Below are 17,484 nucleotides of genomic sequence, written 5' to 3'. Positions count from 1 at the left end.
TGCTGACTTATTATGAGCATTAGTTGAATCTTAAACAATAAAAAATTAAGACACTTGCTATTATTACCCCTGCAAAAATTTAGATGGTTAGCAGTACGCGCAAAATGTCGACTACAATAATTACTTTTGCGTAAAGATTAGATTCGGATACAGCGTTAACCATTCACCGTTTAAATGAGAGAAAGCCATGTCAGAAAACGCCATATTATCAACCAAGCAGACCCCAGTACCCAACCCGAAGATTCCCTCCAACATCGGTATTGATGACGTGACCCATTTTTTATTAGAGCTTGATGCGCTTAAACGTGTTAATCGGCGCAGCTATGTGACGGGTACGACCCGTTTAGAAAACTCTGCCGAGCATTCTTGGCATTTGGCGATGGCGTGTTGGTCAATCGCTGATTTGTTTGAGCTGGATGTCAATCATGAGAAATTGCTCAAGATGGCACTAATACATGATTTAGGCGAGATTGATGCCGGCGATACTTTTTTATACGCCGATACGCGAGTTGATGCGCATGTTGAAGAACGTGCGGGAATTGTTAGATTGCAAAATGAGCGTGGAAATGGGATTGCTGATTTAAGTGAGATTTGGGAAGAGCAGGAAACAGGTGATAGTAAAGAAACCCAACTGCTAAGAGTAGTTGATCGCTTGTTACCATTTTTGCTTAATATAAATACCAATGGAAAAACTTGGATTGATGCTAACGTTACACGCTCGCAAGTTGCTGGCGCGCATGGCTTTATTAAAGACAGCTTTCCGAGTATCCATGATTGGATAGCAAAACAGATTGAATATGCGACTAAGCAAGGATGGCTGATTGATAAGTAAATTGATAGCAGATTTGACAGCTAGCCTTTTTATTTAATAGCCTTTTTATTTAATAGTGTGGTCATTTAATAGCTTTGTCATTCAATAGTATTGTCATTTAACAGCGTCACCTTTTTACTGACTCACCATGGTTGACGCTGTCTAAAACCTTTATATTGAATAGTATCAATAATAACAGAGAGGCTACATGCGCTTATTTAAAAACTATAAAACATTGTGTAAATCTCTAGCCTTTGTCAGCATGCTGGGACTAGCGCAAATGGCGCAAGCGCTTGCTCCTATCAGTGATGGTGATAAATTGGCGCACGATGCCAAAAAACAGATCGGTGTTACGGTGAGTTATGATCCTACTTATCGTAAATTGGAGTTTCCGCGTGGCGATGTAGCAATAGAGACCGGTGTCTGTACCGATGTGATTGTCCGTGCTTATCGTTTGCAAAATGTGGATTTGCAGCAGTTGGTCAATCATGATATGAAAGGAAATTGGTCCGCCTATCCAAAGACTTGGGGCTTGAAGTCAACGGACAAAAATATCGATCATCGACGTGTGCCCAATCTTGAAACGTTTTTTGCGCGTCATGGAAAAACGTTATCTACGACTGATAAAGACAGCTTTAAAGCCGGAGATATTGTAACGTGGCGCTTGCCAAACGGCGGTTTGCCGCATATAGGTATCGTCTCAGACAAAGCAGCTGCTGATGGTGCGCCGCTGATTATTCATAATATTGGCCGTGGTACGCAAGAAGAAAACATCCTTTATGCTTATCCTATACACAAACACTTTCGATATTGATAAAGGCCTTTGCACAGGGTAGCCCAAAGTAGTAAAAATAGGCAATACAAAATAGAAGTAGTACAAACTAACAGCCATTAAAAAGCCCAGTTAAACGTCATCATCTACGTTTAACTGGGCTTTTTAGTACTATGATTTTCTTAAAAACTAAGCTTGCTGAGTTTTTGCCTCACCCAATAGCTGTCCCATTTTTACCACGCTATTGGCTTTCATGCTGTCCTGCCAATCCGCTTTTGCGGCTTTTGGTAAGACGACAATCGCCGTTGAACCTAAATAAAAGCGTCCAAGCTCATCGCCTTTCTCAAAGCTCATGTCGTGATCTGCTTCTTGGATGTCCTCAGTGCGGCTGATTTTTCCGGTAGCGACGGTTTCGATACCAGCGACAATCATAGCGCCAACCATTACCACGGCCGCTTTGCCATATTTTGTATCAAATAAACAGACCAAGCGCTCATTACGGGCAAACAAATCAGGCACGTTAGCGGCTGTGGTATTATTGACCGAAAACAGCGTACCCGGTACATAGCGGGTCTTGGTCAAGGTACCATCAAAAGGCATATGAACGCGGTGATAATTGCTGGGCGCTAGATACACGGTCGCAAAGCTACCATCAGCGAAATAGCTGCCATCTTCGCTATTGGCCAGTAATTGACCAACGTCATAATGACGACCTTTGGCTTGCAGCAATTTATGGTCTTCAATCTGTCCTAGCTGCGAGATGATACCATCGGCAGGACTGACAATACCGTTTACGCTGCTATCGATGATACGGGCGTTTTTTTTGAGCTCACGGGTAAAGAAGTCATTAAAACTCTCATAAGCATTAAAGCTCTGACGCTCATACTCACCTAAGCTGACGCCGTAAGCCTTGGCAAAACTACGAATAAAGGCACGTTTGACATACGGATGACGGCTGGCGGCTAGACGCCCAGCGACTTTACTCAGCTGCTGCTGCGGGACAAATTGTTGAAGGGTAGTAAATAAATTCATAATCGGGCTACCAAGATAGGGTTTGATGTAATAATTAATAAGCAAATCAATGGCGGTATTTTATCATGGACAGCAGAGTATTGTATGACCATAATCTGTCAGACATTTATAAATAAAAAAGGCTCTAAATGAAAGCGCTTATACAACGGGTTCACTGTGCCAGTGTCAGCGTCGATGCACAAAATATCGGTGCCATCGAGCATGGGGTGTTGGCGTATATTGGCTTGGGGCATGATGATAGCCTGCAAACTGCCCAGCGCATGATTGATAAAATTCTGACCTATCGCATATTTGAAAATCATGACGATCCTGCCAAGGTCGGTAAACTGGATAAAAATGTGCAACAGGTCGGTGGCGGGCTATTATTGGTGTCGCAATTTACCTTGATGGCAAAAACAGACAAGGGTCGTCGCCCTGATTTTGGTGGCGCGATGGCACCTAATGCTGCTCAAATGTTGTTTGAGCAAATGATTACTTATGCTAAAACTCAGCATCACAATGTTGCCACTGGTCAATTTGGTGCTGATATGCAAGTGGCAAGCGTCAATGATGGGCCACTAAACTTTTTATTAGAAGTCTAGAAAGCCGTTGTCATGAAGCTGTCATAATTAACCCGTTTAATAAGTAGAAACTGGTGACTGTGTATTGCCTTTTTTGTATCTTAATTTCTTTATGTTAATTTTCCTAATTTGAGTTTTGGTGCGCTAAATTTTTGAATCTTAAAATCTAATAACAAGGCTGCCGTATGTATAATGAGCAAATTTTGATCGTTGAGGATGAGCCTGCGATTCGTGAAATGATTGCGATGACCTTAGAGATGGCTGGCTTTGATAGCCTGCACGCTGCGGACGTAGCAGAGGCGCATCAGCAAGTGGTTGATCACCGTCCGGCGCTGATACTATTAGATTGGATGCTGAACGGTGAAAAAAGCGGCATTGATTTTTGCCGGATGCTCAAAAACGACGATTCGCTCGCCGAGATACCGGTCATTATGCTGACTGCCAAAAGTGAAGAAGACAGTAAGGTTCATGGGCTCGATGCTGGGGCTGATGACTATATGACCAAGCCTTTTTCAACACGTGAGCTAATCTCAAGAATCAAGGCGGTGCTACGTCGTAGTAGTGCACTCAGCGCTGATAAGCCTATCGAAATCGGCAAGCTTAGCTTAGATCCTAAAAGCCAGCGCGTGACGGCAGCGGGTCAGCTCATCGATATCGGTCCGACAGAGTATCGATTGTTGGCATTTTTTATGAGTCATCCAGAGCGTGCTTATACGCGGACACAGCTGCTAGATCAGGTTTGGGGCGGCAATGTCTATATTGAAGACCGGACGATTGATGTACATATTCGGCGCTTACGTAAATTACTGCAGCCTTATGATTGTGCTACGCTGATACAAACGGTACGCGGTACTGGGTATCGGTTTTCTAGCTTGATTGAATCCATTTAATCAGCCGCAGAAAATGTCTTGGTAAGCGTAAAGAAACACAGTATCTAGTGGTAGGGATGATAAATGACGATGACAACACCGATAATGCCTATGATGCCGATAGAAAATGAGCAACAGGGTGAGCAAGCGCAAGTTGCCCAGCACAATACAACGGATCAACTTAAAAAAATCCGCAGCGCCTTACGAGCGTTACGGGATGCGGTTATTTTGCTCAATGATGAAGATGGTTTGGAATGGTGGAATCAGGCAGCGGAAGACTTGTTGTTATTGCAGGCAACTGATAAAGGTCAGAGTATTTTTGACTTTATCACCATACCAGAATTTCGCCAGTACTATCAGGCTATCACCCCACCGAGCGATGGTGTGCACATGGTGTCATGGCGAGACCCTAAACGTTATCTAAAGTGTGAGCTTACGCCTTTCGATGATGAAAAATTACTGATCATTTATGATGTGACCCGCTTGCAGCATTTGGAGGAAATGCGTCGTGATTTTGTCGCCAATGTCTCGCATGAGCTGCGCACGCCATTGACTGTGTTGATGGGATATTTAGAAAATTTTTCCGAGCAGGAAGATATGCCACCGCAGTGGCGACGTGGCTTTGAGCTAATGACTCAGCAGACTGCCCGTATGAATCGGATTGTAAATGACTTACTGCTGTTGTCTCGTATCGAAATCGAAGAGACGCACGAGCTTAATGACATTGATATGACCAAGTTACTGACGCATATCTATGATGATGCGCAAGCGTATAACCAAGAATATAATCATACTATTCATTTGCAGATAGACACTTACGATGGGTTATACGGATCAGAGATGTACTTAACGAGTGCCTTATCCAATTTGGTCATTAATGCCATCAAATACACGCCAAAGGGTGGCAATATAGCTATCAGCTGGACAAAAACAGCGGAAGGCTGCCGCTTTGCTGTTGAAGATGATGGTCTCGGTATTGCGCCCCAACATATCGAGCGCTTGACGGAACGCTTTTATCGCATCGATAGTGGACGTAGCCGTGCTAGCGGTGGTACGGGCTTAGGCTTGGCTATTGTGAAGCACGTTTTATATCAACATGAGGCGCAATTAACGATAGAGTCGGTAGAAGGCAAAGGCTCGACCTTTAGTGCAGTATTTCCAGCCGCGTATGTGCGTTCTGCCCATACCTCCTAATTTTTTTGTAGAAGTGGGTAGGGGTTAACCGCGCTGCCATTGATATAAATACCATAATGCACGTGGGTCGGCGTGCCTTTGGCATTACCGCTGTCGCCAACATAGCCAACGATATCGCCAGCATTGACCCAGTCATTGGGCGCGATGTCGGCATAATCTTCTAGATGAGCGTAATAATGTCCTGCGCCGCCCGGTCCAACCACCACCACCACGCGTCCCCCCAACGCATTGTCGCCGACTTTGCGGACGATGCCCTGCGTGGTCGATTGTATTGGTGTGCCCCGAGGTGCAAAAATATCAATGCCTTCATGAGAGCGCCCTTGGCTACGCGCAGCGCCCCAAGTATCGGTTAGATGCTGCTCTGGTAGTGGACTGGGTAGGCTGTTTTCTATGGGTAACGCTTGTTGTAATAAACTCAGTTGCTGCCATTTTGCTACGACAAAAGACTGAGTCTGTTGGCTAATGCTGGGTAATAATTTATCGAATACAAATAACAGCGCTAGCAAGACACTTGCTTTAATCAGTACGCTTAATACACGACTGAAAAAAGAGGGGTTGGGCTTTTGGTTGCTTCCATTTGCTTGCATCGATATCTCTTAGTTTTTTACATCAATTCTCGTCGATATTATAAAGGCTCAATTCTTATCTCTTTGTATAGCATTGTTATAGCTAGTTGTTATCTTTACCTTTTAGCCCCATAAATGAGAGGGTGATAGATAAAATCTCATCCAATAAAATTTTTTACGATTTTTTTCAAATGATAAAAACTGGCTGCTATTTTTAGCCAACGTCTATGGTTAAGTTTTTATGACTGACGCTTTTAATTCTGCGGACATTTCTACCACGGCTGATACAGCGCTGGTTATCGATACCGAAACCGATCAAGGCCGTGATCCACGACCGATTCAAGTGGCGACGATTAATGTGGCTAGCGGATTTGAGTGGATGAAATATTTCAACAGTGGTCGCTCGATATCCCCAATCGTCATCAGGGTGCATGGTATTACGGATGACGACGTGGCTGGGCTTGAGCGTTTTGATTTGGCGCAATTTGAATTGCCCAAGTACTTAATTGGTCATAACGTACGTTTTGATTGGCGGGTGATTGGTAGTCCCTCTGCCAAGCTAATTTGTACCGTGAGGCTGGCGCGCGTAGCTTTCCCAGAATGGAGCGGCTACAGTCAATCTAAGTGTATCGAGCAATTATTGGGCAAGTCTGAAGCGAGAAAAATGACGATTGCCGCTCATGATGCGCTAGGTGATGCCCGTATGTGCTATCTGCTTTATCAAGCTTGCTGTGAGCGTTTGGAGATTGCGCCGACTGATTTTGCGGCGGCCCATGCTATCGCTAACAAGGCCAATCCAGTGAGCAAAATGCCCTTTGGTAAGCATAAAGGTAAGCTGATTAAAGACGTGCCCATCAACTATGTTAAATGGATGCTCGGTAACATCCATAACATGCAGCCGTCGCTTTATTCAGCATTGACGAAACGTATTAAGGCAGCAGACGTAGGAAATGCACAAGAGTAAAGCGCGTTATCAGCCGTTCTATTTTTATTCATGCTTGAAGCCGTCGTTTTCAAAGCTATGATTTCTGGAGCTATTGCTGCTGATTTAACCAATCTACTGCCATTTGCCATAACTCAGGTGCCTTGGCATTGGTTCGACTACTAAAATAGCGCATATGACCAATGCTGCTCAGACCAAAGTCTTTTGGCTTAAAAAAGCGTTTTTCGACCGGCATCTTTGTATAGACGCGAATCATGTCGTCGATGTTTTTGCTATTGGCAATTTCGTCATCGCTAAAGCCTAGCCACAGTGCTGGCATGCGAATGTCATCATAAAAATGCGTATGAATGCTTTTGCCAAAGGCGGTTTTGATATAACCTGAGCCATTGCACCATTCGCGCCACTGACGAGACACGCCGCGCGGTAGCGGTTCGCCCATGCCGATTTTATCTGATGGGGTATAGCCCAGCGCAAAGTTCGTAACAGGAATAAATGCATCCATAAAACCCATCGCCTTGAGTTTATAAGGCATGTCCATGTTTTTGATACAACCTGACGAGCAAGCGACATTGAACACCGAGGCGATAGCATCATAATTGCGCATCAGACCAATCAGCTGACCGCCTGCACTATGACCGACGAGATGGTAAGAAGCATCGGGAAATTCATCTTGTAAGGCATCGAGGACGGCTGGCATGTCATGACGACCCCAACTTATCAGTGAGGCATCACATTTGGCCAAATCGGTTGCTAGTGACTCGCCGATACCTTCGTTGTCAAAGGTCAGGACACCGAAGCCCTGCGCTGCTAAATGGCTTGCAAAGTTGTGATAAAACTGACGCTTGATACCGGTAGCGGGCGCTATCATGACAGCGGCTTTGACCGTCTCTGTAGGGCGATAAACCGTTGCGGCCAACGCCTGATTGCGCTCAGTCATAATACTTAATGAATATCTGCCATTATCAGCGTTGCTTTCATGGTCATTAGTCGCGTCGATCGTGTCGCCTTGTAGTGCTACAGAAGATGGCGCATGGTTATTATGCATAAAAATACCTTGATGAGTTTCGTCGTTTTTATTAAAGAATAATGAATGTGGATCTGCAACGTTTTATAGCAAGTCAGTGCTAAAAAATGTAGTCATTGCGTAGTGATAAATCGTTGCTACCATGTGATAGCATGGCTTATGTTAAGATAAACGCTAACAAATAGCAGCATAATGAGCGTTGTTTTATCTTTCTCATGAATCACCGGATTTATAATACTTCTACTGGCTGTTTATAAAAAACCAAATATAAACAATAGTTATGAATTCCACTGATGTTCATTATGCGTAATTAATAGACTGCTGACAACACCTTAGACCTTATCAGAACGCCTCATCACAAGCTTTTATCAGCAAAGCATGAAAAAAGTAAAAGATGACAGCACCGCAGAATACAGCGAGTTAACGTTAGTGATAAGCGTCATATTGTGTCATTCTAACAAGCAATAAAACCTTTTACCGAACCATTTAATACAATAATCCAAGCAAACTTAGGAGCGTTATATGCAAATGAAAATTAATAATGATACTTATGAAGTGATTACCAGCCAAGACATTACGAATATCGAAAAAGCGGTGGATAAATCAACCCTAGCGATGCCATTGGTGGCTGTTTATTGTGGATCACGGTTGGGTAATAGTGAGGTTTATGAGCAGGCAGCGCGTGAGCTTGGTCGTGCTCTAGCCGATAATGGCATGGGCTTGGTTTATGGCGGTGCCAGCATTGGTCTGATGGGCGCGGTCGCCGATGAAGTGATTAAAGGCGGCGCACAAGCCGTTGGGGTGATTCCTACCTTTATGCTTAAGCACGAAATCGCCCATGAGGGTCTTACGCGTCTGCATCTGACCGATACCATGCATACGCGTAAGACAGTCATGGCGGAGTACGCCGATGCGTTTATTACCTTACCCGGTGGCCTTGGTACGCTCGAAGAGATTATGGAAATCGCCACATGGCGTCAGTTGTATCAACATGAAAAGCCCATGATTATTCTGAATATCAATGGTTTTTATGATCGGATGATTGAGCACCTAAAATATACTACAGAACAAGGCTTTATGAAGCAGCAAGATCTAGAGCGTTTGGTGGTTTGTAATACCATCGGTGAAGCGATTGAGTTGCTGCAGACAGTTGTAACGATAGATGATGCAGTTGATACTGAAAAAATGGCAGGTAATTAAAGACCGGCGCTGTATATTTCTTTAACATGGCTAATTAATACCTATAAAGGTGTTGATCAAATATACCTCTGTTAGAATATGAAACGTTAAATTGTGTCATTGTATATAAGAAAAAAGGAGGGCGTTGCTAGTAATTAGCAACGCCCTCCCTTTTTCTTAATAATTTTTAACGTTGTTTTTGCCAAATTTAACACCTCGTTAAAACAGCTAGTCAACTGCAAATACAAATATCTAAGGCTGAACTGGCGTCAAACTCTCTAACGCAATCTCACGAATGCTATGATTAACATCTGCCATCGCCGCTGGGAAGCCACGGTCTTCAGCCAAGCCGCGTGCTACTTTATCAATCGTTAAGCTGTCATTGTGGGCTAGATAGGTCCAGTCATGTGTATAGCGGCTACGATTGGCCACTGTGTCGTTATCTATTAAACCGAGATCGGTCAGCTCATCGACGATTTGATCAGCAGCAATCAAGGTGGACGATGCTTTGACATTTTCCGCGCGGGCGTAGCGTATATTTGAGTATAAGCTCACATCTGCCACCCGTAGTGTATCGTCCTGACCCGGAATTTGCTGCCCACCATATAAGGCATTACCGATGGTGCGCGCGCTATTAAAGGTCGGCACAAACTCTGCTACGTATTCAATTGCTTGCTGACTACGCGCTTGCAATGGTGCTTTGTCCCAGCCATCTTCGATATAATGTACATATTGCTGCGGCAACTTAGGCTGCGCGCTGCCTTTATTAGAGGCCACCAATCCATCATTGAACAGGGTAATGGCTTTACTCATGCCATGGATTTGGAAGTAACCACCTGGATAAGGTGTTAGCTGTGCCATACCTTCTGGCGTACCGCGACTGCCGTACACGATGATTTCGGGTATCTGTCCGCCAGCGTCACCCCAGTGTGTGATATAAGAAGATTTGAACTCAACCATACGCTCGACTTTGACGCCCACCATATCGTCGATGACACCGGTGCGAAAGCCGCAAGCATTGACTAGGTAATCGACTTCGATAGACTCAGGTTGAGACTCACCAGCTTGCTGATAATCGACGCGCCATTTTGTGACATGGTGATCAGCGTTGGTACAGTTCTCACAGTCGACAGGCATGACTTGCTTGATTTGCGTATTGGTAAAGACGTGCGCGTGCTCATAGCCTTCTAATGCAAGGTGCGCAGAAGCGGCTAAACGAAAAATATTCCAGCCATATTCTTGTACGACAATGAGCGGAAACTTTACTTTATTCAAGTCCAAATACTTAGCAACCGGTATCATCCATTCGTCAACCGTGCTCGGTATCGCAACTTGCTCACGTTCAGACAGCGCAATCAGTTGCTCATGACTATAGAGCTGATAATAGTTTTCCGGTTCGCCCAATACTTTGTTATTGCTGTCTTGTGCGATGAGCTCACGATATGCGTCCGTCAAAATATCGAGACGCGGTAGCAAATCTTCAGGCAAGCCTTCATCACGCGTCGGTACCGCGAACACCGTTGGACGTACGTCGATGGTATAAGGATAAAGGCGCAAGATATCGATACACTGCTTAAGCAGGGCAACGCAATCCTCGTCAGGAATTTCACGATATAGATTACCACCCGCGTGCAAATGGCACATGGGTGGACCATCGATCAGTGATTTTTTCTTCTCAAATACGTAGGTCTCAAGCCCTAGAGCTGCTAAGCGAATGGCAATCGTTGCCCCTGCAGTACCGCCACCCAAGATGCCGACACGTTTGGTAGATGGGTGGTTCTTTATTGCCACCGCTGTTGTATCAAGTTTAGTGGCTGGAGACTTAATATCTTTGAGATCAGTCTCTTGAGCACCAGTATCTTTAGAGGGGTTTTTACTTAAATTATTGGTCATTGTCGTGGTTATATCCTTAATAGCATCAGCATCGGGACATGCTCCGCTTATTCATATAATTGTCTGGGCATATAAATTTCTGATCATGTCAGTGTCTTGGATCGTGCTATAGCTATTTATATGCGTGCGAAGGTAGCCAAGTTCAACATTCATATGGAACCGCCATAGTCATACTTTTAATGGCTTGGTTCTTGTTATCGACTATTTATTATAGATAACGTTATTTTACGAAAACCTATTAGGGATATGACGGCAAATACGTAAGTAGTTACATTAGTTTTGTCAACGACCTGCCATGCACTGTCTTAGCTATAAAAGATAAAGGTAGGGATGAAACGCATAGCATCATTTAAGTACAGTCAATCCTTACTTAAGTATCATTAATTCTTTAAACGTCCGCGAACAAGTACTGCCTTCGCTCATAAACTTGACCCTGTAGTTTACTAATTTGTAATATTCGCAAGTTTTTGTAAGTTTATATGCCGACAAAAACGACCGTTTTAGGGCATATGCTATAGTGAAATTACTTGAAATCAGCTGTGAGAGTAAAGTGTATGAAAATAAAGCAGTTGGCTGAGCGTATGACTTAACTATCGCACAAATCAGCAGATTGCAATATTGATAATTAATAAACACCATGTTCAATAAAAATTCAATTCCATAAAAATCTAAATTAATGAGATGTTTTTTTTAAATACAAGGAAGTGATTATGAAACGTATTTTGATGTTATCTGCCCTAGCCAGTGTGTTGACCGTAACGGGCTGTTCGACGCTAAACAATGTGTTTGGCAACGACGATTCAGGCATGCATGATGTACAAGCGACCATGAGCAACAAAGCACCAGTTGCCAGCATGAATGGGATGCTAGTGGATGCCACCAACAAAATGACGCTATACACCTTTGACAAAGATTCCATGAACAAATCAGAGTGTGGCTCGGCGTGTCTACTGGCTTGGCCGGCGTTTATGGCACCCAGCAATGCTCAAGCTTCTGGCCAGTTTGCCGCTTTCCAACGAGAAGATGGTAAGTATCAATGGGCTGTCAACGGCAAGCCTTTGTACTTTTATGCCAACGATACCAAAGTCGGTGATACCGACGGCGACAATAAGCTTGGCGTTTGGCATATCGTTAGAACTAAATAAAACGGTAAAGTGTTAACCTTAAGCCGAACACAAAAAAGCAGCCAATATAGTGGCTGCTTTTTTGTGTTCAGATTGAGATGATTTTCATAGCTTCAAATAATGCTCAACAGACTCTAGTTAAATTAAGCCAAAAAGTGATGTATGACTTTTTTATAAGTTTAGGAGATATCTGCTAAAACTTCCGCCTGAACGATCTCCAAGGCAACTTCCTCTGTTGTTTCTTTTCTATATAAAGGGAAGAAATCTGAGCTTAAGTCACTTTCTGAAAACCAACTATCAGCAACCAGCGCTGCATACTTTACGGGATTGACGATTAGTCTATAGGTTTTAAACAACAACTCTTGCGAGCTAAAGCCTTTTTTATATTCATATAAAGAATCTAGAGCCGCACCAACGCCACCGCCGAGGTGTAGCAATTCATAACGATTTTCTCTACCCCAGTCACGAGCAACATGAGTAATTAACTTTGAAGGCTGCAAATTAGTATAAGCGTTGAGTGTGCCGCCGAGATGGAATTGCATGATACCCGATTCTTTACAGATCGTATAAATAGAGGAGGCGATCGCTTTGTCTTCTTGATAAGCAGTGATTAATACGATTCTATCTTGAAGGTTCTCAAGCAAATTAAAAAAATAATCATCGTCAAAAAAGTAGTATTGACTGGCGTTGACCTGTGCCATGGTTTCTTTATAAATGCTGGAGAACACCATGGCATTTTCTCTGGTCAATGGCTCAATCTTGGTCACTACGTTCATTTTCACCGCTTTTTTGATACCTCTACGGTGTCGATTTTGGGTTTCTCCCCAGTGCTCCTCGGCCGACTTGCTCAAGTCAGACATCAATGTCAGTCCGTGAGTTAGAGCTTTACCAACCGTTGGAATCCATTCTTTATTAATGATGGGATGCAGTCTCATGAATAAGGAGACACAGCCTTTGGCAAAGAGGACAGCTCTGATTGCTTCCATAATGATGTCTACCTCGGCATCAGTTAAGGACTTGTCCATCAAGGGGCCACCGTAGCCATAAGTAGAAGTGGCATCCCAATATTGAGCATCAGTATATTCGCAATTACTGTTCTCAGAATCAGTATATTCGCAATTGGTATTTTCACGATTAATGTCTCTAATGATAATTGGCAAAAACACTTTTTTATTTTTATAGTGAGCGATGATACCCTGCGGTTTACCCTTGTCTACGATAGCTGAGGCAGCTATCCAGCCAGATAAATGATAGATATCAAAATGATAGTCGGCGATGTTTTTGTCCCAGTTTTTATCTATAGTGACAAAGTCGATATTTACTGTATCCATCTTTCTGCTCCCTCAGTGTTATGTTTATATTCGTAAATTCACATATATGAATATAACAATAACTATAAGGGTTAACAAGCAAATAAATGGATTTATTCATTTATTTGCATATATTTGTTTAGCAAATAGTGCAGGGCTATAAAAAAGCAAAAAAAACAGCCATCGTAGTGGCTGCTTTTTTCAGTGAATACTTTTTAATAAGACTTCAGTATTATTTTGTGGTTTTCTGTACCAACTCACCATCGATTTGAATAGGCACATTGGTCGTGATGCCAGCTGCATAAGCCGTCATACCGTAAGCAGCGCGATCGATATTACCCGTTGCGCGAAAACCAATAACTGGCTCTTTAGTAAGAGGGCTATTAGCAATTTTGTTCAACGTCACATCTAATGTAAGTGGCTTAGTTTGACCAAGCATGGTGAAATCACCTGTTATTTTTGCTTGTTGTGGATTGATAAAACTGACCTTAGTAGACTTGAACGTCATCGTTGGATATTTGGCCACATTAAAAAACTCATCGGTTTTTAAATGCTTATCACGGGCATCCCAATTGGTATCGATACTATCGGTTGCGATCGTAAAGTTCATATTGGTCTTGTTAGGGGTTTTGATATCGTAATTAACCGTACCTTGCACATCATTAAAGCGGCCCATGGTCGTTGAAAACCCTAGGTGATTGACAGAGAAGCCAACACGAGTATGTGAGTCATCTAATTGCCATTGGCTAGGTAGTGCCGCGCTCGCCATGGTAGTGATTGCCAGTGCAGAGCTGATGAGTAGGGCTTTCGTGGTGTTTTTTAGAGCAGCGTTTATCATTGGCTATTATCCTTATTTAGTGAGGGTTGATTAAATAGTGATTCAGTTAATAGAGGGTCTGCTATAAACCTCAATACTAAAAAATAAGTATTATTTAAATAATCTACAACTACGATTGCTATTAAGTGGTTTATCTAATCAAGCATTATACTAGCATAAAACACTTATCTCAATACCATTGTCGGTTTGTTAGCGATTCATTGTCTATACTTATCATAACTGCTGCTTGCATCAAACGGCAAAAACCGTTAAAATCGCGGTTTGATTTTCCCGCTGGGGAAGGCTAAGAGAGCAGAGGTATGGTGTTGGGTGCTGGAATAAGCCAGTGATGCAGCTGCCAGCCTTGCAAATGTCCTTAGTGCCTCAGTTACGTATGCGCAGTTTTATAAGTACTTTTTTATGAAAGCTTTTTTGTAAGAATTTCTTTATAAAAATTCGACACATCGTCGATAAGACTGTAGATACATCGGACATAGAGAGTTTATTATGCGTAAAGATATCCATCCTGATTACCAAGAAGTTTTATTCCACGACACTAACGCTGACGTGTTCTTTTTGACTCGTTCAACGGCTAAAACCAAAGCCACTCGTGAATACGAAGGTAAAGAATACCCATACTACCCACTTGATATTTCAAGTGCGTCGCATCCATTCTATACTGGCGAGCAACGTAAAACTTCTACTGAAGGTCGTGTTGCTAGCTTTAACAAACGCTTTGGTGCGTTTGGTGGCCGTAACAAGAAAGCTGCTGATTCTGCTGAATAAGTTACGCTTATCGCGTCAATTTATTTTGCTAAGTCATAAAAAAACCGCTGAATAATCAGCGGTTTTTTTTGTTTAAATTTCAACGTTAAGTTTTAGGTTATTAAATCTTGAGCTGTCATTTTTCAAGATACCATTTTTCAAGATATCATTTTTTGAGATATCAGCTTTTAGAAAGCAGGGCTGCTCAATTCGGCAGCTGATGAATTAAGCAGTTTGACAATGAGCTCTGCTAATTGCTGAGCCCAATAGCCGTACATTAAGCTGCTAGGGTGAAAGCCATCACTAGCGAACATCACCTTGATATCAATTGGCGTACCCTTAGAGTGCTCTTCTATCATCCGTGGAAAATCAGTGGCCATATAAGTGATGCCCTCATTACTCGCACACACTTGCTGTAATGTCTTATCAAGGATTGAGGCTTTAGCACCGACGAAGTTATTCAAAGGGGCCGGTATCGCAGGCATTTGTGCCATGGGCGGTAGACTCAAAAAAATCAATTGCCGTACGCCAAATTTACGCTGAGCGATAGTAATAATGTCTTCGATTTGCTGCTGCCATTTACTCACAGAGACGTTTGAGGTAGTGTCATTAACACCAACACTCAGTACCATCACATCGACAGCTTGACTAGGCGTAGGCAGGACATAAAGCCTGCGCAAGATATCGAAGCTGGTATGTCCAGTGGTCGCTTGCAACGACCAAATTAGGCTATCAAACTGGGTATTAATCTCGGATTGCTGCGCTAAGATAGGCATCAAATTACCAACCAGCGCTTCTTGTTGCGTCTGACTACCGACACCCGCTGCTGCTGAATCTCCAACGACCATGATATTTAGTGTTTGCTTGGTCTTATCTTTAGTATTAGCAGTGGCATCAGTCGGTTTGCCTAATTGGATATGTCCGTGTCGCTCTCCATTTGGCTCAGGCAAGCGCACCGTATCACGCTTGATTTTGCGACCTTGGTAAAGATAAATAGGGGCCAGTAGGACGTCTCTTGCGACCGAGGCTATTTTATTGCTATTTACCATCCTGCACGCTCCCGAATCGTAGTGAGGCTGTCTTCTACCAATAATTTGCCCTCGATATAAACGTCACGTAATAGGTTGTCTGCACCAGCGGGTAAGTCATTCACTTTGATGGTTTTTGGCTTGCCATTAGTGCTTTGTATTAATGCCAAGCGACCTTTTTTTGAGCGTTTCGAGCGGCTGGTGACAGGATCTTTATAGATATCTTTCCATACGCCATCGATAGAGATGGCACTGGCTTTCATCGCCCAGCTCATGGTATCGCGATTGACTTGTTGTAGTAGACCACCGCCCATGCCAAAGGTAATATTGTCAGCACTAAAGCCTGCCTTCATGACTACGTCGATAATTTTGCTCAAGCTTTGCGGGCTGATGCCATCCCCTTGGATGACACGTACATAATCTGGCAAAACTTTGTAGCCTTTGCTATTAATAGTCGTGCCAAATTTCACTGCCAAGCGCTCCAGCGCCTCGCGAACTACTTTAGCAGGCTCACCACTATCAGGCCTGATGACTAAAGTACCGCCCATGTTTTTTACGTCGTCCTTCAAGCTGCCGCCCCAAATATTGTCAATAGCATTCCATAAATCATAGCTATCAGAGACCACTGAAAAACTTTTGCCAGCCCCGCCAAACTGCTCAATCATATTGGCAAATGCCGCTGTCTCACCATCACGACCCCAAGCAGTCATAGTACTATGTTCAGCCGCAGGGATAGAAAACGCAGGCATGTCTTTATCCATTTGATACCAGCGACTGGCAGCCACCAAAGCCGTCATTGAGTCTGTGCCAGCAAAGTTTACCAAATGTGCCAAGCTGCCCAGTGCGACAGATTCTTGACTAGACGCACCGCGTGAGCCAAAGTCATGTAAGCGGAACGTCAGTGATTCGGTATTATCTGCTGATTTTTCTAGCGCTTGACGAATGATGCCTTTGCAATAGTGCGAGACACTGGCGACCGTCGACGGATACCAGATAGCACGGAGTAATGCCGTTTCGATATAACTTGGTAGCCAATAGAATTCTGGGTCAGTATTGATAATCTGACAGACCACATTGGAGACGGACACGATGCTGCCTTCAGGTATGGCTTCGATACGTAGTGGCAAATAGCCGCCATGCTTATCAACCAAACGCTCCCAACCTGCACGGTTAAAGGTTAAGCCATGCGCTTGAATCAGTATTTCGGCTTCATCAATGTCTTGGTGGGTAATAGGGGTACTCAGGTATTCTTTGATAAAGGCTTGCAGACCAAAGAACACTACGTCGTAATCGCCTTTACGCGCTTCGATATAGCTGGATAGATACTCACTACCGCTTGGATATTGCACCCAATGTGAGGTTTTATAGCTGTCGCTATTTAAGATTAAATTATTTAAATTGCTGGTATACATCACAGAACTCCTCTGCTTTGAGTGAAATGGACGACTTGCGTCACTGTTGAGTCTTAAACGGACTAGAAGTATTTATATAAATTAGCATTAATTTATTGCTCAACAGTCTAACGGTTCATCCATTGACAGCATCTAGTAAGGACACCTAAATGCTGCGTAATAACCCGTACCGTCTATCGGTTTGG

The 17,484-nt window shown here is 43.3% G+C and carries 17 protein-coding genes; 9 read left to right on the top strand and 8 right to left on the bottom strand.

The window, feature by feature from the left end; genetic code table 11:
* The first annotated feature begins 187 nt into the window (after window positions 1-187).
* Together ACSUPM_RS12390 and ACSUPM_RS12385 are read left to right on the top strand one after the other, a co-directional pair.
* Entirely contained in the window at window positions 188-832 is a 645-nt protein-coding gene (locus ACSUPM_RS12390) for an HD domain-containing protein (RefSeq protein WP_051395104.1), read from the top strand.
* Between the two features lie 187 nt (window positions 833-1,019).
* The gene (locus ACSUPM_RS12385; RefSeq protein WP_025652520.1) at window positions 1,020-1,625 is read left to right on the top strand and encodes a DUF1287 domain-containing protein; all 606 of its coding nucleotides are present in this window, start codon (window positions 1,020-1,022) and stop codon (window positions 1,623-1,625) included.
* A 147-nt stretch (window positions 1,626-1,772) separates the two neighbouring features.
* Here the strand turns inward: ACSUPM_RS12385 and asd are convergent, their stop codons facing one another.
* A complete protein-coding gene (gene asd, locus ACSUPM_RS12380) occupies window positions 1,773-2,615 on the bottom strand; it encodes an archaetidylserine decarboxylase (RefSeq protein WP_201582914.1) in 843 nt (280 codons plus the stop codon).
* 128 nt (window positions 2,616-2,743) lie between these two features.
* Here asd and dtd point away from each other — a divergent pair, with 128 nt between their 5' ends.
* From dtd to phoR, 3 genes are all read left to right on the top strand, one after another.
* The gene (gene dtd, locus ACSUPM_RS12375) at window positions 2,744-3,196 is read left to right on the top strand and encodes a D-aminoacyl-tRNA deacylase (RefSeq protein WP_201565617.1); all 453 of its coding nucleotides are present in this window, start codon (window positions 2,744-2,746) and stop codon (window positions 3,194-3,196) included.
* Between the two features lie 164 nt (window positions 3,197-3,360).
* On the top strand, window positions 3,361-4,065 hold the full coding sequence (gene phoB, locus ACSUPM_RS12370; protein WP_173239802.1) for a phosphate regulon transcriptional regulator PhoB: 705 nt from the start codon (window positions 3,361-3,363) through the stop codon (window positions 4,063-4,065).
* A gap of 63 nt (window positions 4,066-4,128) precedes the next feature.
* Window positions 4,129-5,238: a phosphate regulon sensor histidine kinase PhoR gene (gene phoR, locus ACSUPM_RS12365; RefSeq protein ID WP_227687606.1), complete on the top strand. Its 1,110-nt coding sequence runs from the start codon at window positions 4,129-4,131 to the stop codon at window positions 5,236-5,238.
* On the opposite strand, the gene ACSUPM_RS12360 is transcribed toward phoR, so the two are convergent.
* Window positions 5,235-5,825 carry a M23 family metallopeptidase gene (locus ACSUPM_RS12360; RefSeq protein WP_173239801.1) on the bottom strand — a complete coding sequence of 197 codons (591 nt, stop codon included), beginning with the start codon at window positions 5,823-5,825 and terminating at the stop codon, window positions 5,235-5,237. The two genes, phoR and ACSUPM_RS12360, sit on opposite strands and share 4 nt — an antisense overlap.
* A gap of 220 nt (window positions 5,826-6,045) precedes the next feature.
* Between ACSUPM_RS12360 and ACSUPM_RS12355 the strand changes: the two genes are divergently transcribed.
* Entirely contained in the window at window positions 6,046-6,768 is a 723-nt protein-coding gene (locus ACSUPM_RS12355) for a putative quorum-sensing-regulated virulence factor (protein WP_025652513.1), read from the top strand.
* A 70-nt stretch (window positions 6,769-6,838) separates the two neighbouring features.
* Here ACSUPM_RS12355 and ACSUPM_RS12350 read toward each other — a convergent pair whose 3' ends face one another.
* Window positions 6,839-7,792, bottom strand: a complete 954-nt coding sequence (locus ACSUPM_RS12350; RefSeq protein WP_436879989.1) for an alpha/beta hydrolase family protein — start codon at window positions 7,790-7,792, stop codon at window positions 6,839-6,841.
* A gap of 501 nt (window positions 7,793-8,293) precedes the next feature.
* On the opposite strand from ACSUPM_RS12350, the gene ACSUPM_RS12345 reads away from it, so the two are divergent.
* Window positions 8,294-8,971 (top strand): TIGR00730 family Rossman fold protein, encoded by a 678-nt coding sequence (locus ACSUPM_RS12345; protein WP_025652510.1) that lies wholly within the window; start codon window positions 8,294-8,296, stop codon window positions 8,969-8,971.
* A 231-nt stretch (window positions 8,972-9,202) separates the two neighbouring features.
* Here the strand turns inward: ACSUPM_RS12345 and ACSUPM_RS12340 are convergent, their stop codons facing one another.
* Window positions 9,203-10,843: an FAD-dependent oxidoreductase gene (locus ACSUPM_RS12340; protein WP_227687607.1), complete on the bottom strand. Its 1,641-nt coding sequence runs from the start codon at window positions 10,841-10,843 to the stop codon at window positions 9,203-9,205.
* A gap of 710 nt (window positions 10,844-11,553) precedes the next feature.
* Between ACSUPM_RS12340 and ACSUPM_RS12335 the strand changes: the two genes are divergently transcribed.
* Complete coding sequence (locus ACSUPM_RS12335) at window positions 11,554-11,988, top strand: COG4315 family predicted lipoprotein (protein WP_201582916.1); 435 nt, start codon at window positions 11,554-11,556, stop codon at window positions 11,986-11,988.
* Window positions 11,989-12,146: 158 nt separating this feature from the next.
* Here the strand turns inward: ACSUPM_RS12335 and ACSUPM_RS12330 are convergent, their stop codons facing one another.
* Window positions 12,147-13,298, bottom strand: coding sequence for a GNAT family N-acetyltransferase (locus tag ACSUPM_RS12330; protein ID WP_201565611.1), 1,152 nt, complete (start codon window positions 13,296-13,298; stop codon window positions 12,147-12,149).
* Between the two features lie 211 nt (window positions 13,299-13,509).
* Complete coding sequence (locus ACSUPM_RS12325) at window positions 13,510-14,115, bottom strand: YceI family protein (protein WP_201565604.1); 606 nt, start codon at window positions 14,113-14,115, stop codon at window positions 13,510-13,512.
* Window positions 14,116-14,601: 486 nt separating this feature from the next.
* Between ACSUPM_RS12325 and ACSUPM_RS12320 the strand changes: the two genes are divergently transcribed.
* Complete coding sequence (locus ACSUPM_RS12320) at window positions 14,602-14,880, top strand: type B 50S ribosomal protein L31 (protein ID WP_201565603.1); 279 nt, start codon at window positions 14,602-14,604, stop codon at window positions 14,878-14,880.
* 167 nt (window positions 14,881-15,047) lie between these two features.
* Here the strand turns inward: ACSUPM_RS12320 and ACSUPM_RS12315 are convergent, their stop codons facing one another.
* Both ACSUPM_RS12315 and ACSUPM_RS12310 read right to left on the bottom strand, forming a co-directional pair.
* Window positions 15,048-15,908 carry an SGNH/GDSL hydrolase family protein gene (locus ACSUPM_RS12315; protein WP_201565600.1) on the bottom strand — a complete coding sequence of 287 codons (861 nt, stop codon included), beginning with the start codon at window positions 15,906-15,908 and terminating at the stop codon, window positions 15,048-15,050.
* The gene (locus tag ACSUPM_RS12310; RefSeq protein ID WP_436879988.1) at window positions 15,902-17,299 is read right to left on the bottom strand and encodes a nicotinate phosphoribosyltransferase; all 1,398 of its coding nucleotides are present in this window, start codon (window positions 17,297-17,299) and stop codon (window positions 15,902-15,904) included. Before ACSUPM_RS12310 ends, ACSUPM_RS12315 begins: the two co-directional genes overlap by 7 nt.
* Between the last annotated feature and the right edge of the window lie 185 nt (window positions 17,300-17,484).

The organism is Psychrobacter okhotskensis (assembly GCF_965638355.1).
GTDB classification, from domain to species: Bacteria; Pseudomonadota; Gammaproteobacteria; order Pseudomonadales; family Moraxellaceae; genus Psychrobacter; species Psychrobacter okhotskensis.
Note: the sequence above shows the minus strand (reverse complement) of the source record. Positions and strands in the feature narration are given on the sequence as shown.